The sequence below is a fragment of the Siphonobacter curvatus genome (assembly GCF_002943425.1).
Lineage (GTDB): Bacteria > Bacteroidota > Bacteroidia > Cytophagales > Spirosomataceae > Siphonobacter > Siphonobacter curvatus.
In genome coordinates this window covers 3,668,237-3,693,751 of record NZ_PTRA01000001.1, presented here as the reverse complement: position 1 = coordinate 3,693,751, position 25,515 = coordinate 3,668,237, and the positions used below count along the sequence as shown (strand labels likewise).

The following is a 25,515-nucleotide window of genomic DNA, read 5'->3' as shown; positions in this document are numbered from 1 at the left end:
GGGAAGTAAAACAGTACTAGGAAAGGTTAGGAGCGTCTGATCTTATAAACGCGGTAGGTTGACCATTCGGTACTAGTGACAGATAAGTATAAATAGCCAGTTTGGGCTTCTGTATGGCTTATGAGGTGGATGGCATAGCGGGAGCCATCGTACTCCAGGAACTTGTGCCAGTTAAGTCCGTCATCATCCGTATACATGATCAAACATTTCGTAGATCTCCCGATTCCGCAAAATAACGAAGCCCAGATTTCCGTATGGGTTGCCGTTTTTAGGTACGTCATATTCATAATCGGACACCGACGGTAAGGGTCTGGAATGATCAGACTCTGGTAGCGTTTCCCGTCAGTGGTGGAAACCAGGAAGTTAGTACCTCCCATATAGTCCGAACCTAAAAACATCCTTTTACTGCCATCAAGCATGGATGTATAGCCTCCTTTGAACAGGTGTAGATGAGTTACCATCTTCCAGCCCTGATTACGCTTGAACCGATTCAGTTGATCGTAGCAAGACAACGAAGAGTTAATCCACAGTTTCTTGTGGTTATCCCCGTCGGTCATGATCAGCGATTGTAGCAGCGTGCTGTACTTGAGTACGTGTACGTGTTTGTTAACCCCCCGTTCATGCAGTGAGCGTATCTGCTGCCAGGTTAGTCCTTGATCTTTTGAATGATAAAAATACGCCAGACTTTGCCACCGCGTTTGTTGCCAGATGGAACCGTATTCGCCAATGAACAATTCACCCGAAGGCAATTCGGCGATCCCGTTGTTGAACAGAAACCAGCTAATAGGACTGCTCAACTGGAGTACCCGCTGAAACGAAATGCCCTGGTTATTACTCCTGAAAATGCAGCCGCCCGAGGCGATCAAAATAACATTAGCCTGCGTAATGTAGAGACTTTTGATTTCTTCATCGAAGGTACTAACCACCTTAGCCTGCGTAGCACCGGCGGTTTTATGATAAAGCTGATGCTTTTCACGTTGCGAAACGCACCAGTACTCAAGGGAGGGCGTAATAAGGCAAAAAAGCCAGTCGGCAGAAGTTTCTTCTAGTTCGTGTAGAAGTGATTCCGGGTCGGAAGTCCGTTGAATGATTCCTTCTTCGATGACTGTATGAGGTGTACGAGAGCTAAAGGCAAGGTACTTTTTACGACGGTTAAGTTTTAGTACATGAGCCACTTCCCAAACAATAAAAGACATCAACTCCACCATTTTGCCAGTGTAATAAATATCCTTACAAAAGGAAAAGAGGTGCTTGCTTAAATGTATGGGATGTTTAAGCGACAATGAAGCATACTTGGATGATAAAGCCATGAATTTATATCAATATAGGTTCTAATAAGTGATATCTATTTAGTTATCCACCGGTATTGATATTGGTTATCACGCATGATTAAACTTTCACGGAAAAACGTCTCCCGCTGGAACCTAACTTGCCCTCCTACGTTTTTCATCGTATCTTCAAGTTTGATTTTGTTGTAGGATAGAGAGCCCCGTTACTATGCATTTTTCCCATCTTCACTGCCATACCAAATTTTCCCTGCTCGATGGTGCCGCTGACATTGGCGGTATGTTCAAGAAAGCCAAGGCGGACGGACATTCGGCAGTAGCCATTACCGACCACGGTAATATGTTCGGCGTGTTCAAATTCGTGGCCGAAGCCGGAAAACACGGGGTAAAACCTATTGTAGGCTGTGAATTTTACGTGGTACAGGATCGGCATGAGCGGAAGTTTACCAAGGAAAAGAAAGACGTTCGGTATCACCAGCTGATGCTGGCTAAGAATGAAACGGGCTACCGAAATCTGGTCAAACTCTGCTCGCTGGGCTTTATTGAAGGCATGTACGGCAAGTACCCTCGTATCGATAAAACCCTGATCGAGCAATACCACGAAGGCCTCATTGCCACGACCTGCTGTATTGGAGCCAGCGTACCGAAAGCCATTCTGCGGAAGGGCGAAGAGGAAGGTGAAAAGGAGTTTCTGTGGTGGTTGAATATCTTCGGCGAAGACTTCTACGTCGAACTGCAGGATCACGAAATCCCCGATCAGAAGCGGGTCAATGAGGTGCTACTCAAGTTTGCCCGCAAGCATAACGTAAAGGTGATTGTTTCCAACGATAGTCACTACGTAGATCAGCAGGATGCCAACGCCCACGACATTTTGCTGTGCGTCAACACCGGTGAAAAGCAGAGTACGCCCTCGGCCAAGGACTTCTCGGATGACGAGGCCATGCCCCGCGGCTCGCGGTTTGCCTTTTACAACGATCAGTTTTATTTCAAGACAAAGAACGAAATGTTGCAGGTCTGGGGACACATTCCCGAAGGCCTGGACAATACCCAGGAGATTGTCGATAAGTGTTTCGATCCGAAACTGAAGAAAGACATTCTGCTGCCCAACTTCCCCATTCCCAACGAATTCAAGGTACACGCCGATGATACCCTGAACCAGTGGGAATACCTGCGTCACCTGACGTTTGAAGGAGCCCGCCAACGCTACGAAACCATCTCGCCCGAAGCCGAGGAACGCCTCAACTTCGAGCTGCATACCATCAAAACGATGGGCTTCGCCGGGTACTTCCTGATTGTAATGGACTTCATCAAGGCGGGGCGCGACATTGGCGTATTCGTCGGACCGGGCCGGGGCTCGGCGGCGGGTTCAGCGGTGGCGTACTGCATCGGGATTACGAACATTGATCCGATTAAGTACAATCTGCTGTTCGAGCGTTTCCTGAACCCTGACCGGAAATCCATGCCCGATATTGATACGGACTTTGACGATGCCGGTCGTCAGAAAGTCATTGATTACGTCGTCGAAAAATACGGTCGTAATCAGGTAGCCCAGATTGTGAGTTACACGGGGATGAAAGCCAAATCGGCCATTAAAGACGTAGGCAGGGTACTGGATTTACCGCTGGATGAGACGAATATCCTGACTAAACTGATTCCGGAAAAACCCCTGGATCTGAACCTGCAACGCGTCCTGCTGGCTCCCATCGACGGACCCGGCGGCGTGAAGGATAAAGAAGGCTGGGGCGGCGAGGAGATTCAGAATATCCAGAAGTTGCGGGATACGATGAAATCCAATACCGTCGCCGGAAAGGTGCTAACCGAAGCCCTGAAACTGGAAGGTTCCGTTCGGGGTACGGGTATCCACGCGGCGGGGATCATCATTGCTCCGATGGATTTGACGGAGATTATTCCCGTGTGTACCTCGAAAGATTCGGACTGGTTTATTACCCAGTTTGAAGGGAAAGTAATTGAGGATGCCGGGGTAATCAAGATGGACTTTTTGGGATTGTCCACGCTGACGATCCTGAAAAACGCTCTGGCTCTGATTAAGCAAAACCACGGCGTTGAGATTGATCTGGATACCTTACCGCTGGATGACGCCAAGACCTACGAGCTATTCCAACGCGGTGAAACCTACGCGATCTTCCAGTACGAAAGTCCGGGGATGCAGAAGTACATGAAGGAACTAAAACCCACGCGGTTTGAGGACCTTATTGCCATGAACGCCCTGTACCGACCCGGCCCAATTCAGTACATTCCTGAATTTATTGATCGGAAACACGGACGTAAACCCGTTGTGTATGACCTTCCCGAAATGGAAGAATACCTGGCCGATACCTACGGAATCACGGTGTACCAGGAGCAGGTAATGTTGCTGTCGCAGAAACTGGCGGGCTTCTCCAAAGGGGACGCCGACGTACTGCGGAAGGCCATGGGTAAGAAAGACCGGGCGACGCTGGATAAGATGAAGGGCAAATTCATGGAAGGAGCCGTAGCCAAAGGCCTGGATGCCAAAAAACTCGAAAAGGTCTGGACCGACTGGGAAGCCTTCGCTCAGTACGCCTTCAACAAGTCGCATTCGACCTGTTACGCGTTCGTAGCCTACCAAACAGCCTACCTGAAGGCCCACTATCCGGAAGAGTACATGGCGGCCAACTTAACCAACGAGCTGGGCGACATCAAAAAGATTACGCTCTTCATGGAGGAAACCCGCCGGATGGGTCTCGACGTATTAGGCCCTGACGTGAACGAATCCATCAAGGAATTCAACGTTAATAAGAAGAAGCAGATTCGGTTTGGCCTGGGTGGAATCAAGGGTACGGGCGATGCGGCCGTGGATAGCATCATTCAGGAACGAAATGCCAATGGTCCGTACCAGGATATTTTTGATTTCGTTACGCGGATCAACCTGCGTACGGTGAACAAGAAAACGCTGGAATCGCTGGCCTACGCCGGTGCCTTCGACAGCTTTGGCATTAACCGGGCGGCGTTTTTTGCCGATACGGGAACGGGTACGTTTATTGAAACACTGATTCGATACGCCAACAAACACCACGAAGAAAAAGCCGCCGCTCAGGTGTCCCTTTTCGGAGCGATGAGTGGGGGCGGCGGAGCCAACATGATGGCTCCCCGCGTACCGTCGACGGAGCCCTGGGCCCGGATGATCGAACTCAACCAGGAACGCGATGTGATTGGCGTATACATTTCCGGTCACCCGCTGGATGAGTTCCGGATTGAGCTGGATAACTTCTGCGATATTACGCTCGACCGTTTCCGCGATTCGGAAGAGGAAAAAAACTGGTACAACCGCGACGTCCGCATTGCCGGAATCGTGACCAAGTATCAGGAACGATACGCCAAGAATGGTAATCCCTTCTGTCTGTTTACGATTGAAGATTACGCCGGAAGCATGGAACTGGCCCTGTTTGGCGACGATTACGTCAAAATGGGTCAGTATGTAGCCCAGGATCGTTTCCTGTACATTCGGGGAAAACTACAACCCAGCTGGCGGAACCAGGGCCAGTACGAGTTCAAGGCGACCCAGATTCAGCTTCTGCCCGAAGTACGGGAGAAGATGTGTAAGCAGTTGAGTCTGGAGATTAACTTACAGGAAGTCAGCGGCGAATTGGTAGCCAGTCTGAGCGAGTTGTTCAAGCAGAATCCGGGCACCTGTAACTTATTCGTGAAACTCAAAGACTCGGAAAGTCCGGTAGAAGTAACGCTGCAAAGTCGCTTTAATAAAATCAACGTTTCGAATGATTTGATTAAGGGGTTGGAGCAGTTGGTGGGAAAGAACAGTTTTCGGTTGAATTAAGTGTTTTTAGTATAAAGGAAAGACCCACTGGCTTTGGTTGGTGGGTCTTTTTGTTTAAGCTACTTTTTGATTGCTGTTCATTGTGTTGCTTAACCTAAACGCCTATAAAGCAAGGGATCCTCAAAAAGAGGAAAAAAATAAATTTTGGTTTTTGATAACCTTATGTTGTTGATATCTATACTCTATAAATGAACTGAATTCTTAAGAATATAATCTTATAAGGACTTTTGTACAAAACCCTCACTTTTACCTTAACATTTTTATGAAAGCATTTTCTCTTGTTTTTTATTTATCGTTCTTTTTTTTGACTACTAATGCACAGACACATGTCTCAAAAAGATGTGGCAGTTGTCATAAGCCAGTATCTGCAAATTCAAGAGTAGGCCAAAGATGCCCGCATTGTGGTGTCAAATGGGGCTATGAAAATGAATCCCGTAGTACAGACATACCAAACCGATCTAATAATACCACATATCCAAAATCTTTATCTGATTATATTGAAGAGGAAAAAAGAAAGTCAGATTATTATCCTTCTACAAATTATGATTACCCTTACAGTTCGGGTAGCTCTAGTTATAATTCCTCAGATTTTACATATGAACAATCAACCGTTGTAAGAAGAAGCAATCTACGCTCAGCTCCTTCAACAGATTCTGAGGTACTAGGGATACTTCCCAAAAATGCTAGTATAGTTATAACGAAATTTTTAAGCGATTGGGTTAAGGTAGAATATAGAGATTCTAATTTCAACCTGTATATCGGTTGGCTATACAGAAGTAACGTTGTATATTAATTAATTTCTGCCGTTTCACCGTTTTCACCGTTGTTGGTGTTTAGCGTAGCGTCACTAAACGGTGAAAACGGTGAACGTAATTCAAGATTACGAAGATTTTTATGCAAATAAATTATGAAAAAATATCTATTGCACCTTATACTTTTCGTTTGTTCACTAACAACTTTTGGGCAAAGTTATAAATACGCTTCGGCTAACTTAAATCTTAGAAGTGGACCTGATAGTTTTTATCCAGTACTTGCCATAATCCCAGCAGGTACTAGTGTAGAAATGGCTGAGAATTGTGATTGCAGTTGGATCAAAGTTCACTATCAAGGTAATATAGGATTTGTTAGCCTTAAATACCTTACGAATCAGCCATTAGTCAATAAGCAAGCCCCAACTACTTCAAAAGTCAGAGGAAAAGTAAGTTCAAATAAGAAATACTACACTAATTCTTCAGGAGAAAGAGTTCAATCTCCGACATATTATCATTCATTGCCCATAGGAGCAACTGCTTTATGTAGGGATGGAACCTACAGTTTTAGCCGAAGTAGAAGGGGTACTTGTTCACACCACGGAGGTGTGGCTAAATGGTTGTAAGGTTCAAGGCTTGTATCACAACTGTTCAAGATGCTGGGCTCTGTCGCCGTTGTTGGTGTTTAGCGTAGCGTCACCAACAACGGCAGGGGTGACGTTATACTAAATACTAACAGCGAAATTCTTACGATTGATAGCTCCGCAATGAGTATGAATCACTCGTTTCAACATACGAGTAGAGGATTCTCCAGAAATGCAGATTCGTCGTAAAGCAACGGATACCTAGCATCACCGCCCCAAGCTCCAGCAAAAGTGAGGCCCGCACTCCATGAGCCCAGATGAATGATGACAACTTCTCGGACAAGGAAATCTTTCACAGAAGCTTACATCTTTGCCTGAATAAAAACCCGGTAAACCTCTTTCTTTCGTATCATACTTAGCTTCTCAAATGATTTTACGTAACCGAGTACTGACTGTCCTCTTCGTCCTGCTAGGCAGTGTATCCGCTTTTACTCAAACCAAGAAGCATTCATCGCCTTTTGAAGGGTACCTATTTGCTTACTTCGAGGGGTCGGGTGACCCGCTTAAGCAGGAGCAATTACGCCTGGGCATCAGCAGGGATGCTATTCACTGGTATGCTTTAAACAATAATCAGCCTATACTTGCCTCCAGTGACATCTCGCAAACGGGTGGAATTCGGGATCCGCATTTGTTACGGGGGGAGGATGGACATACCTTTTACCTGACGGCGACCGATATGTTCGTCGGAAAAAATGGTTGGGGCAGCAATCCGGGGATTGTCCTGTTGCGATCCACTAATCTGGTGGATTGGACGCACCAAAGTATCGATTTAGCCAAAACCTATCCGCAGACGTTTGGGAAGGTACAATGGGTATGGGCTCCGCAAACCATTTATGATCCACAGGCCAAAAAGTATCTGATTTACTTCACCGTACGTTTCAAAGACGATGCCAAGCTTGATTTTTATTCCGCCTACGCTAATACGGATTTCACGGGCTTTGAAGCAGAGCCCAAACTGATGTTCCGGGCCAAGTACGGGGCTATTGACGGCGATATTGTATACAAAGACGGTACCTACCATCTCTTCTTCAAGGGGAATACCAAAGATGAGAACGGGAAAGAAATTAAAAATGGCATTCAACAGGCCACGTCGAAGTCGCTGAGCGGACCCTGGGTGGAGGATTTTAAGTACTTGGATGCGTATTCGGATAAAAAGATTGTAGTAGAAGGGTCCAGTGTCTTCAAACGCAATGATTCGGATGAGTATATCCTGATGTATGACCTGTACACCAACCTGCGGTATGAGTTTCAGCGGAGCACCGATTTGTACCAGTTTACGGATAAACCCGAGTCCTTTACCAAAAACTTTAATCCCCGGCACGGCAGTGTCATCGGCATTACCCGCGAAGAAGCCCGCCGCCTGCAGGCGAAATGGGGCGGGGTTCCCAACGACTTACTACAACCCGTCGAGGCTTCCGACCGCTACACCTTCACCTCCAAAGGAAACCCCATCATCACGCATGCGTATACGGCTGATCCGGCGGCTCTGGTGAAAGGGGATACCCTGTGGTTATTTGCGGGCCATGATTTCGCGGGTGGACAAAGTGGGTATAAAATGAAAGACTGGCTGGTGTATTCAACTACGGATCTACAAACGTGGACCCAGTATCCCGTGTCCTTACAAATAACGGATTTCCCCTGGGCGAAGAGTGGAGATGCGTACGCGGGTCAGGTCATTGAAAGAAACGGGAAATATTATTGGTACATCAGCACGAATTGGTCGGGTATTGGCGTAGCAGTAGCCGATCGACCGGAGGGCCCTTACAAAGATGCCTTGGGCAAACCCTTGCTTACCAACAAGGATTGTTTCGCCTCTTCCCATTCCTGGGCCTGTATTGACCCTACGGTGTATATCGATGCCAAGGATCAGGCCTGGCTTTTCTGGGGCAATCGCGAATGCTATTATGCCCGGCTCAAGAAAAATATGATTGAAATCGAAGGAGAAATTAAACGAGTTCAGTTCCCCGGTTTCGATTTTACAGAAGCTCCCTGGATTCACACACATAAAGGCAAATACTACCTGAGTTACGCGACGGGTTTCCCGGAGAAAATTGCGTATGCCGTGGCCGATGCAATCGAAGGTCCTTACGAATACAAAGGCATTCTCAATGAAATTGCCGGCAATAGTAATACCAACCACCAGGCGATTGTTCAGCATAAAGGGCAATGGTACTTCATCTATCACAACGGCGGTATTCAAACCGATGGCAGTAGCTTTAGCCGCTCGATATGCATTGATAAACTACAGTATAACAAAAACGGGACCTTGAAACGAGTCGTGATGACTAGCGAAGGCGTTACGAATACGTCTAAATGAGTTTTAAAAAACGATTACAGAAAGGATTAATAAGCCAAGCGACCTAAATCAATTATGACTTAGTAGGATCGATTTAGGTCGTTTGGCTTAAACGTAAATAATCTAATTACGTATCACGTAAAAGCAATGCTATAAACACCTCCGCTAAGGCCCATGACACAGTCACAAGCGAACAGGATGTTAGACTAAATTTCTGACAATTTTTGCATCACAGTCCTTTCTTTCGTTGAGAGTTGTACTAAAAGGCTAGTTGCTTGTTCAACATACGTTCGATCTTGGGTTTTACTGACTTGTAAAAACAAATTTGAAATTTCCGTCCAAGTGGTAGCAATGTCAATGAATTCTTCGTGTGCCTGTTTGAGGATGTCAAGTTTCAAGAGGTCGTAACTTTCTCGTAAAAAGTCTCTGTACAAATTTCTGAATAAAGCTCCCCCTGTTCCTGCTTTCTCCATAAGTATAGCACAGGCCTTAAATTCTTTTTCAATAGCATCACTTGTATCATACCATTCTTGTATTCCTTTGCTTGCTTTTAAAATTCCTTTGTAAGCGATATTATTGATGGGTGGATTTACATAATCAGTCGCATTAGCACGAATAGCGGTAAGAATGGTATTTTTTAGATCATAGCTTTCGCTGGTCTTGTTTAGCGTGTAATACAAGTTTTTCGAAGACATGGGTCCTTTTTCGTTTCTTGCTAGAGCTAAACTTTCCAAACTTGTTTTTACTTGTATACCTTGTTGTTGGGTATCTATCAAAAATGCTGTTTCAGGATCGTAATCATATATTGCAACATAGTGCCCTGCGAAATGAAATGGATTCGAGAAATATTCTAAATGATAACAATCCAGTTTTAGCCCAACCACTTTTCCGCTGTCGATCAGTTGTTTTACGTTAGTCCAAGCCTTTTGAGTGGAAGACGTTTCTTTACTTATTAATTCAAGATTTAAGTTTTTGGCAATATTTTGGGTCAGTAAATCAGTTTTAATTCGTCCTCCCATGAAAGGGAAGTCCATGGTTTTCATATTCCAAAAAATGAAACCAAGTCCTTGCCCTATCCCAAATAGCATGGGTTCAGAAAGCTCAATATCAAGTTGATACAATAAAGTCCCCGTTGCCGTTGTTTCACAATGTTGCCCGTAAAATGGTTTTAAATTTTCTATTCTCATTTTATAGTTTTCTAATCATTAACGCCTGCTTTTTATTCATTTCAAACGTATTTGACACGGAATTAACTAAAATAAAGGAACAATCTGACGCTCAATCATAGTAAATCTTTGGAAATGATTATAGATGGTTGGAACATCAAAATTAGGTTCTAAAACTAACCACCAAGTTCGGTTGTCCTTTTGTAAAGTTACAGCTGCTAGAAAATACATGGTCTTTATTTCCTCCAAAGTCTTTTCCTCTGAAGTATTCATATAAGACTGATGGATGAGCTGATAAAGTCTATCCATAATAGAAGCGTAGTCAAGAACGAAAGCTTCTAGGAGCTTAATCTGGGCAGATAAGTCCGCTTGAGCGTGATCCGTACCGATGCTTAGCTCGACTTGATGGGTGGGTGAAATATGGTCGACGACAGCCATCCATAACTGTTCACGCGGATGGTAATGGAATGTTCCGAAGGGTTCTATACGCATAGGGTAAGAGGGGTTAAACCCTATTTAATGCATGTGTAATGGATCTGACCATACCAGTGCTAGGGACTGAGTCAAAGCCATTTATTTAACGAAGTAATGAATTTCCAAATAGCGTTTACCGCTTTGTTTCGGCGTTGATCGTTCCAGGACATCCGTAGTTAATACCTGATCTTTATCCGACGAAGTAGGAAATTGTTTCCAGATGCCGCCCACCATCAGCTTTTGTTGGGGCAGTTTTACTGAACGTTTACTGTGAGCAATCCGGATTTTATCGGTCGTATGCTCGTCGGTAATTTCGTAAATGTCGTATACATCAAGGATGGGAACCAGCATAAAAGTTTTTCCAATGGGAATCAATACAAAGCCTTCCAGAGCTGATTTCAAGGTATTGGGTTTAGGTGTTCCCGTAACAATAATACTGGAAGAAGAATGCTCTTTAATTGCTTCCGAAACGGTTAGCTGCAGCGGTTTATAGTTCTGATAATGTCGTTGCAGTCGATCGTCCAGTTTTGATAATACCTCTGCTTTTGCTTTTTCGTCCAATCGGGAAAGGGCCATTTCTAGAAAGAGAATCATTTTCTGTTTCGTAAGAAATACACCCGATACTTTAGACAATTCGGCCGGGGTAATGACCTCATCTTGAGCCTCGGTGAAAAGGTTGTAAAATCGACCACCATTGTCTAGCTCCCGCATCGCTTCCTCAAGGCTGGTGTAGGGTTTGATTTCTTCCATCGAATGATTACTGGGTCTTGGTTATAGTAAATAGAAGCCTTCGCAAAGCGTGTGAGCTGTTCCACTCGTAAAGAAAAACCAAGGATACCGATCATGCGTGTTTTTTCGGATGAATGGCCCTTGGTACCGATCAATTGTAACAGTGGCATAGTAAAAGGTACTCTCCGGCGTCATTCCGGGACTTACATTTTAACCCGTTGTGTGGATTGGAAGTAAAAAAGGAAAGAGTCAACTAGGGAAAAAAATTGTACACGCTACTGAAAAAACAACAATAGCCCTCTAAATCTTTTGAAACAAGGTTTAGGGCTTTAATCCGCACAACGGGTAATTCCACCTATAGGTAAATGCTTTAACTAAGCGCCTAGGTTTTCATGAATCACCCTATGAGCTCCTAGGATCAATATATTATAACCGATCGGGTATACTATAGTATATATGTCGCATTGTTATACCCGATCGGTTATATGTTCAATAAAACTTCTTTATTTTGTACCTGAAAGGGTATACTATGGACTTAGCATCATTTATAAAACGCAAACGTAAATCTGTACATTTAACCCAACCTGAATTGGCTGAAAAAGCGGGTGTAGGATTACGCTTCATTCGGGAGCTAGAACAGGGCAAACAGACGTTGCGATTGGACAAGGTTAATCAGGTACTTCAATTATTTGGATATGAAGCAGGGCCAGTGCTTATGAATCGAGAGCAGGAGTCATGAGAAAAGCCCTTATAAAATTAAATACACAACTGGCCGGTTGGCTTACTCAGGATGAGTATGGGTATCATTTCCGCTATGATGCATCCTATCTAACCAGTCAGCAAGCAAGACCCATCAGTCTAACCTTACCCTTGCAGGAAGCAGCTTTTACTTCGAACGTTTTGTTTCCGTTTTTTGACGGTTTGATTCCGGAAGGCTGGCTCCTGGAGATTGTAGAAAAAAACTGGAAGCTTAATCCCAGAGATCGAATGGGTTTGTTGTTAACCTGCTGTAAAGATTGCATTGGGGCAGTCAGTGTAGAAGAAGTAAAGGAGGAAGAAGGATGAGAAGATGTTTATTTTGTTACCAACCCTTAGAAAATGAGCCGGGAGATTTTCATGGAGCCTGCTCTAAAAAGATATTCGGTCGATCTACGGCTCCGCAGCTATTGTACTCAGAAGCTGATTTAGAGCCTTTAGCAAAAGAGGTGATCCTAAGTCAAACGGCCGTGACGGGTGTTCAGGCTAAACTATCGATTCACATCAGTGAAAATAGCACGGGTTCTCAACGATTTACCATAGTTGGCTTATGGGGCGGATACATTTTGAAGCCTCCTACCCGCTATTATCCTCAGTTACCTGAAGTGGAAGATCTAACGATGCATTTAGCTGAGTTAGCGAAAATTAAAACGGCTCCACATAGCTTGATTAGACTAAGCTCCGGTCATTTGGCCTACGTCACCAAACGCATCGATCGAGCGTTGAAAGCAAAGTTAGCCATGGAGGATATGTGCCAGTTAACTGAGCGATTGACTGAAGATAAATACCAGGGGAGTTATGAGCAAATTGCAAAAACGATCCAGAAATATTCCGCTACTCCAGGGCTTGATTTAGTAAATTTCTTTGAATTAGTGCTGTTTTCTTTTCTGACGGGAAATGCGGATATGCACTTGAAGAACTTCTCTTTATTGGAACAATCGGGATTGGGAATGGTACTCTCGCCCGCTTATGACCTGCTGAATACTGCTTTAGTAAACCCTGCCGATCAGGAAGAGTTGGCTCTAACTTTGAACGGCAAAAAGAAGAAAATCAAAAGACAGGATTTCATTACAGCAATGCATACCTTAAAGATTGAGGAAAGACAGCAACTGAATGTCTTCAGGAAAATGGAAAGAGCACTTCCTAAATGGCTGCATCAAATTGAGATTAGCTTTTTAAGCGAAGATTTCAAAGATCAGTATAAACAAATCCTTCTTGAAAGACTTCAGAGAATAAGTAACTGAAATAATAGATTACTAATGAATGCAGGATCGGAAAAATAGTAGTTAAATGTACAATGATTGATAAAATACTAAACTTAATACCAGCAAATGATGCAACTCGTAGCGCAATTGAAAGATCATTGGGGTGGTTCTGTTTAGCCGGGCAGTCAAGTATGTAAGTTTTGATTTAACATTAGATAATAGTTCTGTCGCTGCGGAGGACCGCGCAAATTGCTCAGGGTTGATGTTGCCCAGCGACGAATGCCGCCGTTTCCGATTGTATCGGTCCGACGCAGCAATCGCACCGCTTGAGTAGCCCGTTTCGGCGTGGTTTTACCAAGTTGTGCTTCTTAGTCATGGTACAGCTAAGTTAAGCAACTCAACGGTCCGTCAAACCCGGGCCCACTCATTCCTCTTAGGTTACTCCTGATCACGAGTAAATACAACTTCTGTCTATCTTATAGGCACAACGAGTTACATTTTAATCTTCGATGGCTTGAATTCCCAGTTGTTTTAATCGCTCCAAGTTGTCCTTCATGGCTTTTAGTTGCTCGGGCGTATGTCCCTGCCATTCCGTAATTTCACCAACGACCTTGAGCGGCTGCGAGGAACGATAGGAGCGGGTGGGGTTCCCCGGAAATTTCTTATCGGTCAGGTTAGGGTCGTCCTCAATAGGGCCGGTAGGTTCTACCTTATAGATTCGTTCAGGCCCTTCACCCACAGCCAGCTCGGCACCCCAGATGGCGGCATCCAGGGTGGCGGTTAAGTAGATGTATTTTGCTTGATTTCGCTGACCGTAGTTGGATTGAAAACCCGGGCGGATGAGATCACCTGGTTTTAGGTCAGCTTTGGTGCCGTGGTAGAAGGTTTGTGAAGGCAAATCGTTTACTTGGTTCATTTGGTTAGCGTATTTTATTGATATTGTTAGTGAAGAGTATATGTGATCATGGGACAGGCAAGTTACTCCACTGTGGTTAGGGTTTTATCAACAACGCTTGCGAAAAGATTAATCACTCTTTCAGACGGGGCGTTTATCTTAGTCATGGGAGACTTTGTAACCCATATCTTCATTCCAATCCATTCTTTCAATTTCGGGAATCTCGTAATAGCTCCAGGATTCAGGCGTGTACTGGTTGCAAAAGAAACCGTCTAAATCCAGGGATTCAGCCATATCGGTTAAAATGGACTGGTTTCCCAAAATGTAGGAAAACCGTTGATCAAAATCCTGTGCTATCAAAATTTGGGAATCTGGGGTTTCAATTCTTACATGACTTGGTAAACCAGTAAGTTTTAGTAGTAAACTTTCGATGGTGTGCGAGTGCCTTTTGGGATCCGTATCTGAGTAAATAAAGACCGAAGTGTATCCCAGCGACAAAAGCTTTTGAAGTAGCTTGTTTTCTAAGATCTCTGGCAATTCATCTACTTGAGGCATGATAAAATCCGCTCGTCCCTGCTCAATGAGTCTTATCAATTTGGTATATTCGGATGGCTCTGCAAAACGGTAGGCGCGATGATAGAATGCTAGGGCTCGGTCAAGGCTTTTGATACCTCTTATTCCAGTCAGACGCATTAGTTCTGTCCATGTGAGAGGGTCGCAATATTCTTCAATGGCAGCTTTATTTGGCCAATTTCCAGTTTCAAATTTAATTTTATCCAAGCAATCCGCTTTAATCTTTAGGAAAGGATGGAGGCAAACAAAACAGCTTTGAAAAGATGGATAGTTTTCCAGGATAGGACGATCCCGGTAATTGCCGCAATAAAGGGAACTTTTCACCTCAATGGATAGCTCAGGTGTTTCGTAGATCATCTTATGATCAATATAAGATTTTGAATACGAACGAAAATACGAGTATTTGAGCTATTTAATAAGTGAGGGGTATTTTTGTCATTTTGGCTGATTAGGTTCAAGATATTAGAAAATGTTCCTAGGACACCGATAAATCATGCTCGTCCCTTACCAATGGTTAAAGCCCCGTAGCAAGGCTGGGATGAGTTTGAAGAAAAAGTTAAGCGTTTCTAAGGTAAAAGAGCGTATGAATATTTACGAATACCAGCGGTTAGTCGGCAAAATAGAAGATATTCCTGCGTTGAAGAAGGAGATTATAACTCTATACGATACCAAAAGCCACCACGAAATGGTGCAGTTTTGTTTGGCATTTGGGCAACATCTGATCGCGAAAACGGGCTTCGAACCCTGCCACGAAATAAGGGCAGCATTCGAAGCTATGCAAAGATGGCTCGATGGAAAGACCAATTATCACGAAGCCAGGAATTTGAGTCTGCAAATTAGCCGAATCGCTAAACTTGAAAAAGACCCGGCTAAAGTAAAATTTTTAAGAACACAGGCCCAGATAGCGGCTAGCCCGCATACGAAATATCATGGCTTATGGGCCACTGATTTTGCGGTGACGATGATCAATAAACTGTTTCCCGGTGATCTGGAAGAGGTGAGAAAAGAAAGAGAGGCACAGATAAAGTTACTAAAGGAGAGTTAATTTTTCGGGTTGAGCGGTTGTAGTAGAATAGGTAGACACGCTACTTGCAAGGGGTAATACCGATTTCGGCATGGGAGTTCGAGTCTCCCCAACGTCATGCGCTTTCATTGATCCACATTGAAAATGAACAGGGTTATAAAACAACAAAGGCCCGCCATACCAGCGAGCCTTCATTAGTTAATGAAACGAAAGCCTATTCCTTCTCGGACCGCAAGAGGAAGTTATCAAATACCCCCGTACCTTCCCCCTTGGCAATCACTCCAACCCGAACGGCCCGATCCCAGGGCGGTAAAAAGGCACCATTCACGGAATCGAAAACCTGCGTGTTTTTACCGTTGATCAGGTATTTAAACGTAACCTCTTTGCCATTTTTCACCTGAGCCTGTAAGACTACCGTTTTGGCATTCGTCAGCGGAAGTGTTTGCAGAACTTTATCCTTTCCTTTTTCCCGCTTCCAGACGAGTAGTTCACCCTGCTGAACCGAAAGACCGAGAGCATTGTCATCATCCCCAATTAAACTCAAACCGCTTTTTAATTCCGTGGTTTTGGGAACTTCTACCTGTACCTGAGCGGTGTAGTTGCCGGTATAGGTTTTACGGGCCAGGTACACGCCTGCCTGTTCAGGAATGGCTTTTAGGTGAAGTTTGCCGCCTTTAGTCTGATACTCCGGCCAGTGGAAAACCGACCAGTTCCACAGGTTTGAAGCCTTCGAAAAATCATCTTTCACGACCGCTGGTACCTGATTGGCCGTCGCTACGGGAGCTTTGAAGGCAATCCAGCCATCGGGCGTAAATTCAAACTCCCGAAGCAGGCCCTGGCGACCGGAGTAAGCGGTACTCTTCGTGCTATATGCGTGGTAGAGGAAGTAGTATTTTCCATCTTTTTCGATGGGCGTACCGTGACCGGGGCATTTCCAGGTTTCGTCCGACGTTAGAATTGGATTGCCCGAAAATTTCTCCCAGGGACCCAGCAGATTTTTAGCCCGAGCCACGCCCGACACGTACGTACAGCCTTCGCCGCAACAACCCGCCGCCGCGTAGAAAGCGTAGAAATAGCCACCGTGCCGCATCATCGAAACGCCTTCCACCAGATTTGCCTCCCAGGGCTGATCGTTCCGGAAGAGTTCTTTTTTCTCACCCAGTAGAGCGGTCCGTTCTTCGTTCATTTCCTGAATCCAGATGGGCGTCGGCTGACGAATGCTGTTGCCGTCTTCTTTCCAGATCAGGTGCAGTTTGCCGTTTTCGTCCCGCATGGGGAAGGCATCGATGGAGCCGTCGGACTCGCACATCAGCGGGCCGTGATCTTTCCAGGGGCCTTCGGGCTTATCGGCACTGGCGACAGCGACGCAAAGATTTCCGCCTTTCTTGTGAGCGGTGTAATAGGCATATACTCTTCCTTTTTCGTAGGAGATTTCCGGTGCCCAGAAGTAATAATCGGCCCAGTCGGGCAGCTTTGGGAAGATATAACCGGCGCTTTGCCAATGAATCAAATCTTTGGATTTCAGTAACGGATACTCCGGTGCCCAGTTGGACGAGGTAGCCGAAGCCCAGTACGTATCCCCAATTTTAGTAACCGAAGGGTCGGCGTGATCGCCAGGAATAACGGCTTGTTGCTGAGCGTACGTAGCCGTTGCAAGGGCTAGGAGAGAGGTTAGAAAAATTGATTTCATAGTGTAAAAGTAAAATCATTCGCCCGCCGGAACGGCAATCGAGCGACCCGTAGCGACGGGTTCGCCAAACTGGGGCAGGCCCGAGCTGGTAAAGGTAAAGGGTTGCATCCGAATGTTACGTCTTTCGCCGCAACCTTCTCCGGTATTGGTGTTGGCATGGTACAAAAGCCAGTTTTCCGAGCCAGTGGGCGACTGGAAAAAGCAATTATGGCCCGGTCCGAAGGCATTGGCTGAGGGAGACTTTGTGAACACGGGCTGTTGCGTTTTGGTCCAGTCGGCAGCGTTGAGCGGATCGCCGCCTTCCCGCAAACTAAGCATACCCAAAGCGTAATCATCCGTGCCGCAATAACTGGCCGAGTAAACCATGAAGACGCGACCCTGCGGATTTTTTAGTACCTGCGGACCTTCGTTCACGCCAAAGCCGTTACGCTCCCAGTTGAGTTCGGGTGTGGTGAGCAGCGTCGTCTTGCCCGTCAAGGTCCAGGGATTTTCCATTTTGGAAATGTAAATCTCCTGACGTTCGACTTTATTGACACCTTTCGGCCAGCCGCTCCAGAGAAAGTATAGACTGCCGTTGTGTTCAAGAATATTTCCATCCAAGGCGTAATTATCGTTTTCGGCATTGAACAGCCGCCCTTTCTGGGTCCAGGTACCCTGGGTAGGATCGGCACTGGCGTTTTCCAATACCCAGGTACGCTGGGAATATTCTTCCGTATCCGATCCGGCGGTGTAATAGACGTACCATTTACCGTTCAGAAAATAGATTTCAGGGGCCCAGAGATTCCGCGAATTGGCTCCTGTGGCGGGTGGTGTAAAGATGGTCGTGCGGCGGGCGGAGTTCAGCTCACTCATTTTTTCTGTACGCCAGAGATCCACGCGATTCCCTACGGTTTGCATGTAGTAGTACTGCCCGTCTTTGCGGTATACAAACGGATCGGCTCCGTTTTGAATCGGATTTCGGAAGGTAGCCTCCGAGGGGGCGGGCGGTGGCGTAACGGGCGTGGAGTTGTCTTTCCCGCAGGAAAACCCAATCCAGAGTACCAATACTAAATAGCGAAGATTCATACAACGATCTATAAAAGGGGTGGTTCCGGAACCGTTGCCGGAACCACCCGTAGTCTTAATAACCCTGGTTTTGCGACAGACTGGGATTCAAGTCAAGGTCCGATTGCGGAATGGGATAGTATGCCGACTTATTGAGTGTAAACGAACCAAACTCCGGATCGCGTGCCCGCAGGGCGGGGAGATTGGCTTCCGTCAATTCGCCCCAGCGTTGCAGGTCGAACCAGCGTTGGCCTTCGCCCGAAAGTTCAGTAACCCGCTCGTGTTTGATCTGAGTCCGGAACTGGGCTTGGGACAGACCCGGCTGGGCCGTCGTTAAGCGAGCTAGTCCTACCCGCTGGCGTACCTGATCGACATACGTATAGGCTTCCGTCGTGCGACCCAGTTCATTCAGGCATTCCGCGTAGAGCAGCAGAATGTCAGCGTAGCGAATCAGACGGTAATTGTTGGGCGAGCGGAAGCCTTCTTCATTTTTCCAGTGATCGTTGAGTGGCTTACGGAACCAGACCGAATTCCGATCCGGACCCGTACCGTAGCGACTGGCAAAGGTTTGACCGTAAATGAGCGTTTGACTGGGACCGCGTACATCCGTCGAGTCGTACAAAAACGAAGCCTCCACGCGGGGATCACGGGCACCCGTCGTCGTACGTTCCTTCTGCATTTCCCCGATCATCCAGCGGCGGGCAGCACCGTCCGAGAAGCCCACGCCCCGGGGAGCCAGAAACTGCGGCAGCGACGCTCCGACGTTGATCACGGCACCTTCCTGCGTATCGTCGTCGGTGGTTTCGTTGTTATTCTGGGCAAACTGAACTTCGAATACCGATTCGGTATTGTTTTCCTGGGTGATGATGAAGTTGTCGCGGTAATTCGGCATGAGCCGGTACACGTCGCGTCCTTCGCCCGTGATGAACCAGGCCAGAGCGGTTTGGGCTTCCTGGAATTTACGTTGCTGCATCAAAGCTTTGCCCAGCAAACCATACGCTGAACCCCGGGTTACGCGACCCAGATCGTCGCCCGAGTACCGCAGGGGTAGGTCGGGAGCGGCTTCGGTAAGGTCGGTTTGAATCTGGGCCCAGACTTGTTCGGGAGTCGCGTTGCTGGGCGTGTCCGAGGTAAGCACCGAACGAAGAATCAGCGGCGGCCGATTAAACAAACTCACCAAGTTGAAGTACATCAGGGCCCGTAGTACCTTGGCTTCCGCCAGCAGGCGACGCTTCACGGTCTCATCCATGGAGATGCCGGGTACGTTTTCGAGTACCTGATTTGCCCGCCAGATGACCACGTAACTATCCGCCCAGGTACCTGCCGTCAGGTTCTGATTGTAATCGGTTTGTACAAAGCTCATCAGGTTATTCAAACCAATATCACCCCCCGAGCCGAACCCTTCGTCCGAACGAAGGCTGGTATGGTAAAACATCCAGCGACCGTACAGCGGCGTACGGTGCAGTCCGCTGTAAATGGCATTGACGCCCCGAACGGCATCGTTTTGCGACTGCCAGAATTGCTCAACGGTAAGCGAGTTGGGGTTGGGAGCATCAAAATCCCGGTTGCACCCTATCAGTAGGGGCAGCAAGCCGTAGAGAATAAATTTTATCTTTTTCATACGTAGCAAAGTCAGTACGACGATTTCCTAACTATTCAGGAAATCAGCGGTTTAGAAGTTGAGATTTAAGCCAAAAGAGACCATACGGGAAGACGGATAGTTGCCCGCATCCAGACCCGGCTCCAGAATCACGTTGCCCCCTACAATGTCCGGATCGAGACCCGTGTAGCCGGTAAACGTATACAGGTTCTGACCGCTTACGTAGACGCGGGCATCGCTCAGGCCAAAGCGGGTCAGGAAGGGTTTAGGAATGGAATACCCGAATTCCACGTTCCGGATTCGTAAGTACGAACCAGTTTCCAGCCAGCGATCGCTGTCGTTACGGGCGTTGGAAACGATACCCCGATCCACCGCCGGATCACCGGCGATCCCCGTTCCGTACGAAACGCCAATCCGGGGGAAATCCGTATTGGGATTCTCGGCCGTCCAGGGCTGAATGCCGCGGCGGTAGTTGGAGTAACCCAGCGCATCCAAATCGCGGCGTACATCATTGTAGACTTTCTGACCGAATGAACCATAGAATTGTACGGCCAGCGAGAAATTCTTGTAAGAGCTATTGAATTGCAGACCGGCTTGCAGTTTCGGCCAGGGCGAACCCACGAATAGCCGATCCAGGGAGTTGATGTCGTCGTTGGTACCGTTGTCTACGGCATTCACGTAACGAATATCGCCCGGTTTGGCGTAAGCCGCCTGAGCCCGGTGAGCATCGATTTCACCCTGATTCTGAAAGATACCATCCGTCTTGAGCAGGAACCACTCGCCAATCGAACGACCCACCTGCGAGCGGGTGAGCGTCGTGGCAATGTAATTACGGGATTGTCCGGTTTCGGGATCGATGCCCAGGTTACCCAATTCCAGCACTTTGTTACGGATGACGGAAAGGTTACCCGAAATCGACCATTTGAAATCCTTGTCGTTGTTGCGGTACGTCAGGTCCAGCTCCACGCCTTGGTTCTGGATAGAGCCGATGTTGGTAAGCGGATTGCCGCCGAGGTTACCGGTATACGCCGGAATGGGTGATTGCACCAGTACATCGCGGGCGACGGAACGGAATGCGTCCAGCGTAACGCCGAGGCGATTGTTGAACATACTCAGATCCACGCCGAAGTTGGTCGTCGTTTTTTGTTCCCAGCGTAGATTCTGGTTGACAATCCGGGCCTGCGTAGCACCCTGAAAAGCCGTTTGATCAGAACCAAATACGGCCCGTGGACCCTGCGTAATGAAACCAGTATACTGATAATTGCCCAAATTGGCCTGACCCAGTACCCCATACGAACCGCGAATTTTCAAATCGTTGATCCAGCTAACTTTGAAAAACTCTTCTTCGCTCAACCGCCAGCCTAAAGCCACGGAGGGGAAGTTACCCCGGCGGTAATTGGGGGAGAAGCGGGAATCTTTATCCGACCGGAAGGTCAGCGTTACCAGGTAACGATCATCGAAGGTATAGTTCAACCGACCCAGGTACGAGCCGATAAGCGTCTGGTTGTTACCGCCCGAAGCCGTCATACCGCCCGTAGCCGAACTGATGGTGGTAAAGTACTGACCGTTGGCAATGGTGAGTTGCTGGCGACTGGCAAACGCGTTGTTATTGCGAATGGTCTGATTTACCAGACCAACGACGCCGTTGATGCTGTGCTTACCGAAGGTCCGGTTGAAGTTCAACGTATGTTCAAAAAGGGTACTTAGGAATTGCGAACGGTTTTCACCCGTGCTACTGAATTCCGGCGACTGATTCCAGTACCAGAGTCCTTCGCGGCGAACGCCACCCGCGTTATCAAAGCTGGTTTCCAGACCGGCATTGAAACGGTATTGCAGCCAGTCAAAGAGTTTAACGTCCACGTAGGCATTTCCCAGTACTTTAAAAAAGGTAGTGTGATTCCGGGTAAGTTCGGCTACGGCTACCTGATTTCGGGCGAAGGTACGGGTGTCGATCGAGCCGAAACCATAGCCACCCGGATTGCTTGTACTGATCAGACTGGGATCCCGAACGGGGATAATGGGCAGGTTATTGGCCAGATCGTACCAGGGGTTGCCCTCCGCAAAACCGCCACTGAACGGACTGTTACGTACGGAGTTGGAAATCATCAGGTTTTCGCCAAACGTAAACCGACCCCGTTTGGCTTCCGTGTTGATCCGCAGGGACATCCGTTCAAAATTGTTACGAATCAGCGTTCCTTCGTCTTTAAAATAACTGCCGGAGATCAGGTAGCTCGAATTGGCTCCGCCGCCCGAAAGCGTCAGGTTGTAATCCTGTACCGAACCCGTTCGAATTAATTCATCCTGCCAGTTAGTATTGGGGCTGGTGGCGGGGTCGAAGTTCGCAACCGAGGGTTGCAAAGCGTACCCGGCGGCCTGATAAGCCCGACGGTTGAAATCGACGTATTCCTGGGCGTTCATCATGTCCCAGCGGCGGGGAATCGAGGAAAGCGTATACCGTCCCGATACGCTTACTTTCATCGGCCCTTCCTTGCCTTTCTTGGTGGTAATGATTACTACACCATTCGCTGCCCGAGACCCGTAAATGGCTGCTGCGGAGGCATCTTTCAAGACCTGCATGGAAGCAATATCGTCGGGGTTGACGGTTGTATTGGCGTCGGCGTACATGCCGTCGATGATGTAAAGCGGATTGGAGTTTCCGTTCAGGGTACTTAATCCACGAATCTGAATGACGGCTTCCTGACCAGGAGCACCACCGTTCCGAATTGTTACGCCCGAAAGCTGCCCCTGCAGGGACTCCACGGCCGAACGGGTCACGATTTTACTCGTATTCTCAATTTCTACCAGACCCGTAGCTCCGGTCAGATCTTTCTTCCGAACACTCTGATACCCAATGACGACCACTTCATTGAGTGACTGATTATCGGGTTCAAGTTGTACGTTGACTTCCGTCCGGTTGTTAAGGGCTATTTCCTGACTTTTATAACCAATATAACTGAAAACCAAAGTGCCGTTGGCCTGGTCGTCGGGGACGTTGAAGCTGTATGCTCCATTGGCGTCGGTAGTCGCCCCAACATTGGTGTTCTCTTTCAGGTAAACGTTGACGCCGGGCAGGCCCTGTTGGGCTTCATCCGTTACCCGTCCGGTGATACGAATGACGGCTCGGGTAGGCACCATGTTCAGGGCCATCGTACCCTGCTGACGGACGAGCGGTTGAGCATGGGCGGATAATACACCCAGACCGAGTGTTAATACCAAACCACGTCTGAAAAAAAGGTTTAAGTGGATCATGTAGTGAGCAGAATAAAAAATAATCGAAAAGGAAAATGCTCCGGATGGTTCAGCAGAACGGTGCGTTCGCTGGCACATCCGCTGGATGTAGACAAAACCCCACAGGTATACGGTGGGTTAACGGAGGGCATGAACCTAATACCCTAAACGTCGAAGCGTCGCTGACCTATCAGGTTGCTCGGGGATTGAGGCCAGGAGCCATAGGTAGACTACAGGCAATCAGTGGGTTGATGAAGGGTTAAAACAGATCAAGAGGATTAAGTTTAGCTAGACTTTTCATACGCGGTACTCCCTAAGAAAGCAAAAGACTTTATTCGCAAAAACTCCGTTCCTAGGCCGTACCCTACCCAATCGCAGGATTAAATAGAAAAGCCGTTCGGTCCGGGGCCGCTAATGCCTACCTTTGCGGTCGCATCTGGTTTGTTGTTCGTATGGTTGTTCCTCCGCATCACAATTGGTTTCGTCTGCTCTTCGTCTGGAAAGGCTCCATCATTGAAAAAATTTACCCGCGGCTGATCATTCTGTTCCTCTTCTGCTGTGCGGTCGTCTACTTACGGGGAGAAATCTTCCAGGTAAAAATTGCCCTGAATCCTACACCTTTTACGCTGATTGGCGTCGCCGTAGCCATCTTTCTGGGCTTTCGCAATAGTGCGAGCTATGATCGGTACTGGGAAGGAAGAAAACTGTGGGGGTCTCTGGTCCTGGAAAGTCGTTCACTGATGCGACAGGTCACGACCTTAAGCGGCCTGGCGATGGATTCTGTTGAAATACAGCACTTTTCCCACTTACTGATTGCCTTTACTTACGCCCTGAAACATCAGCTGCGGAAAACGAGTCCGGAAGCGGACTTGCGACGGCTGTTATCCCCGGAGCTTACCGATCGTCTGATGCAGGCTCGATTTAAACCCGTACTGATTCTGCGGGAAATGGGGTACTGGCTGCAGCAGCAACGCCAACGCGGTCAGCTCGACTCGATTACGTTGGTCACGATGGACACGACCATCAATCATCTTTCGGGCGTCTTAGCGGGTTGTGAACGCATTGCCAATACGCCCATTCCGTATACGTATAATGTACTTTTACATCGAACGGTGTACTTATACGGATTATTCCTGCCCTTTGGTTTAGTGGATACCTTAGGCTGGACCACACCCTTTATCGTGGTATTCATCGGGTATACCTTTATTGCGGTGGATGCGATTGGCAATGAAATTGAAGAGCCGTTTGGTACCGAACCTAATGACCTGCCGCTAAACGCCATGTGTCAGATTATTGAAGCCAGCGTTCGGGAAACCATTGGAGAAGCCGTACCAACGCCGGTGACGGTCCAGCCTTTGATTGTCGATTAAGGTTGAAAGAACGTTTGTACGCGTTGAAGGCTATCCGTACAGATAATATCACCCCGCTGTAATACTTGTTCGTACAGAGGTTTGGCCTGAGTGAAAGGCAGCGTATCCACGTTCCCATTTGTGCCTACGGAAGTCATGATGCCCATCGCATGAATCCGGTCGTAAAAGGCCTGTGGTTGTAAGTGACCCGGTGTCAAAGCGACGAGATTCTTATAGGGTAATCCGGATTTCTCAATCGTTTCAATGGCTTTAGTGTCATTGAAACCCAAGGCCAGCATCAGGGAAGGATACCGCTGGTGAAGGAATTGAGCTTCAGCGACCGAGTAGCAGATGACGATAACGTCACCAAGCATACGAGCTTTCTCGACTGCTTTCATCATCCGAATCGGATCCGTATCCGGTTTTTTGTCGAGAAAGAGCACCACTTTCCCCCGGGCAAAAGTCAGCAGTTCTTCCAGTCGCGGGATGCGTTGACCGAGTAGTACCTTTCCCGTTTCATCCCGTAATTCCAGCTTACGTAGTTCCTGATACGTAAAATCGCTGAGCTTGCCCGTACCCGTAGTCGTCCGTTCCAGCGTCGCATCGTGCAGCAGTACTAGTACGCTGTCTTTGCTCATGCGTACATCGATTTCCTGCGTGGCACAAGGGGCGATCCGATAGGCGTGTGTCATGGCCGCCAACGTATTTTCCGAATAACCCGGCAGGGGCGTCGTTCGGTGAGCCATGATGATCTTCTTACCCGGTTCCCAGTGAAAAAACTGCGAAAGGGGTTCATTTTTCTGGCGGCAAACCTTATGAAAGGCTTGGGGAGGTAGTATCAAAAAAAGTACGAAAGAAAGCAGATAACGCATGGAATGAGCGGAGATTTCGGGCAAAAATCGGTATTCTTTTTCACTGGAATCTATGGTAGCTGTTAAGTTTTTAGTCATTCGGGTAAATGGCTTAGAACTTTACCGCTTTTGCCTAGTTTTT

Annotated in this window: 20 protein-coding genes; 9 read left to right on the top strand and 11 right to left on the bottom strand. The window is 47.4% G+C overall.

All coding sequences use genetic code 11. From position 1 onward, the window contains the following. Positions 1–26: 26 nt before the first annotated feature. A complete protein-coding gene (locus C5O19_RS15285) occupies positions 27–1,196 on the bottom strand; it encodes a beta propeller repeat protein (protein ID WP_104713711.1) in 1,170 nt (389 codons plus the stop codon). Positions 1,197–1,497: 301 nt separating this feature from the next. Here C5O19_RS15285 and dnaE point away from each other — a divergent pair, with 301 nt between their 5' ends. The 4 genes from dnaE (at position 1,498) to C5O19_RS26290 (ending at position 8,810) form a co-directional block, all read left to right on the top strand. After that, positions 1,498–5,100, top strand: coding sequence for a DNA polymerase III subunit alpha (gene dnaE, locus C5O19_RS15280; RefSeq protein ID WP_104713709.1), 3,603 nt, complete (start codon positions 1,498–1,500; stop codon positions 5,098–5,100). Positions 5,101–5,362: 262 nt separating this feature from the next. Then, entirely contained in the window at positions 5,363–5,893 is a 531-nt protein-coding gene (locus C5O19_RS15275; protein WP_104713707.1) for an SH3 domain-containing protein, read from the top strand. A gap of 114 nt (positions 5,894–6,007) precedes the next feature. Further along, positions 6,008–6,475: a DUF3761 domain-containing protein gene (locus tag C5O19_RS15270; RefSeq protein WP_104713704.1), complete on the top strand. Its 468-nt coding sequence runs from the start codon at positions 6,008–6,010 to the stop codon at positions 6,473–6,475. 385 nt (positions 6,476–6,860) lie between these two features. Next, positions 6,861–8,810 carry a family 43 glycosylhydrolase gene (locus C5O19_RS26290; protein WP_165796032.1) on the top strand — a complete coding sequence of 650 codons (1,950 nt, stop codon included), beginning with the start codon at positions 6,861–6,863 and terminating at the stop codon, positions 8,808–8,810. Between the two features lie 185 nt (positions 8,811–8,995). On the opposite strand, the gene C5O19_RS15260 is transcribed toward C5O19_RS26290, so the two are convergent. From C5O19_RS15260 to C5O19_RS26165, 3 genes are all read right to left on the bottom strand, one after another. After that, on the bottom strand, positions 8,996–9,976 hold the full coding sequence (locus C5O19_RS15260) for a BtrH N-terminal domain-containing protein (RefSeq protein ID WP_104713701.1): 981 nt from the start codon (positions 9,974–9,976) through the stop codon (positions 8,996–8,998). Between the two features lie 66 nt (positions 9,977–10,042). After that, positions 10,043–10,447 (bottom strand): hypothetical protein, encoded by a 405-nt coding sequence (locus C5O19_RS15255; RefSeq protein ID WP_104713698.1) that lies wholly within the window; start codon positions 10,445–10,447, stop codon positions 10,043–10,045. A gap of 81 nt (positions 10,448–10,528) precedes the next feature. Beyond that, positions 10,529–11,179 carry a hypothetical protein gene (locus tag C5O19_RS26165; RefSeq protein ID WP_207766416.1) on the bottom strand — a complete coding sequence of 217 codons (651 nt, stop codon included), beginning with the start codon at positions 11,177–11,179 and terminating at the stop codon, positions 10,529–10,531. A 508-nt stretch (positions 11,180–11,687) separates the two neighbouring features. Here C5O19_RS26165 and C5O19_RS15245 point away from each other — a divergent pair. Genes C5O19_RS15245 through C5O19_RS15235 form a run of 3 tightly spaced genes read left to right on the top strand, consistent with a single transcriptional unit; the run spans position 11,688 to position 13,158 of the window. Continuing rightward, a complete protein-coding gene (locus tag C5O19_RS15245) occupies positions 11,688–11,897 on the top strand; it encodes a helix-turn-helix transcriptional regulator (RefSeq protein ID WP_104713696.1) in 210 nt (69 codons plus the stop codon). Continuing rightward, on the top strand, positions 11,894–12,223 hold the full coding sequence (locus tag C5O19_RS15240) for a HipA N-terminal domain-containing protein (RefSeq protein ID WP_104713694.1): 330 nt from the start codon (positions 11,894–11,896) through the stop codon (positions 12,221–12,223). The genes C5O19_RS15245 and C5O19_RS15240 overlap by 4 nt, the downstream gene beginning before the upstream one ends. Continuing rightward, positions 12,220–13,158 carry a HipA domain-containing protein gene (locus tag C5O19_RS15235; RefSeq protein ID WP_104713691.1) on the top strand — a complete coding sequence of 313 codons (939 nt, stop codon included), beginning with the start codon at positions 12,220–12,222 and terminating at the stop codon, positions 13,156–13,158. The genes C5O19_RS15240 and C5O19_RS15235 overlap by 4 nt, the downstream gene beginning before the upstream one ends. A 460-nt stretch (positions 13,159–13,618) precedes the next feature. Here C5O19_RS15235 and arr read toward each other — a convergent pair whose 3' ends face one another. Together arr and C5O19_RS15225 are read right to left on the bottom strand one after the other, a co-directional pair. Next, positions 13,619–14,035 (bottom strand): NAD(+)--rifampin ADP-ribosyltransferase, encoded by a 417-nt coding sequence (gene arr / locus C5O19_RS15230; RefSeq protein ID WP_104713688.1) that lies wholly within the window; start codon positions 14,033–14,035, stop codon positions 13,619–13,621. Between the two features lie 138 nt (positions 14,036–14,173). After that, on the bottom strand, positions 14,174–14,944 hold the full coding sequence (locus C5O19_RS15225; RefSeq protein WP_104713686.1) for a DUF2711 family protein: 771 nt from the start codon (positions 14,942–14,944) through the stop codon (positions 14,174–14,176). Between the two features lie 136 nt (positions 14,945–15,080). Here C5O19_RS15225 and C5O19_RS15220 point away from each other — a divergent pair, with 136 nt between their 5' ends. Next, positions 15,081–15,632, top strand: coding sequence for a putative immunity protein (locus C5O19_RS15220; protein WP_207766415.1), 552 nt, complete (start codon positions 15,081–15,083; stop codon positions 15,630–15,632). Between the two features lie 193 nt (positions 15,633–15,825). On the opposite strand, the gene C5O19_RS15215 is transcribed toward C5O19_RS15220, so the two are convergent. Genes C5O19_RS15215 through C5O19_RS15200 form a run of 4 tightly spaced genes read right to left on the bottom strand, consistent with a single transcriptional unit; the run spans position 15,826 to position 23,194 of the window. Next, entirely contained in the window at positions 15,826–17,301 is a 1,476-nt protein-coding gene (locus C5O19_RS15215; protein WP_104713684.1) for a glycoside hydrolase family 43 protein, read from the bottom strand. A 15-nt stretch (positions 17,302–17,316) separates the two neighbouring features. Then, positions 17,317–18,366 (bottom strand): glycoside hydrolase family 43 protein, encoded by a 1,050-nt coding sequence (locus C5O19_RS15210; RefSeq protein WP_104713682.1) that lies wholly within the window; start codon positions 18,364–18,366, stop codon positions 17,317–17,319. A 55-nt stretch (positions 18,367–18,421) separates the two neighbouring features. Continuing rightward, positions 18,422–19,966: a RagB/SusD family nutrient uptake outer membrane protein gene (locus C5O19_RS15205; protein ID WP_104713680.1), complete on the bottom strand. Its 1,545-nt coding sequence runs from the start codon at positions 19,964–19,966 to the stop codon at positions 18,422–18,424. A gap of 51 nt (positions 19,967–20,017) precedes the next feature. Continuing rightward, on the bottom strand, positions 20,018–23,194 hold the full coding sequence (locus tag C5O19_RS15200; RefSeq protein ID WP_243406390.1) for a SusC/RagA family TonB-linked outer membrane protein: 3,177 nt from the start codon (positions 23,192–23,194) through the stop codon (positions 20,018–20,020). Positions 23,195–23,625: 431 nt separating this feature from the next. On the opposite strand from C5O19_RS15200, the gene C5O19_RS15190 reads away from it, so the two are divergent. Beyond that, positions 23,626–24,543 (top strand): bestrophin family protein, encoded by a 918-nt coding sequence (locus C5O19_RS15190; RefSeq protein ID WP_104713674.1) that lies wholly within the window; start codon positions 23,626–23,628, stop codon positions 24,541–24,543. On the opposite strand, the gene C5O19_RS15185 is transcribed toward C5O19_RS15190, so the two are convergent. Beyond that, on the bottom strand, positions 24,540–25,472 hold the full coding sequence (locus C5O19_RS15185; RefSeq protein WP_104713672.1) for a glycerophosphodiester phosphodiesterase family protein: 933 nt from the start codon (positions 25,470–25,472) through the stop codon (positions 24,540–24,542). The genes C5O19_RS15190 and C5O19_RS15185 overlap by 4 nt on opposite strands. Positions 25,473–25,515: the final 43 nt, after the last annotated feature.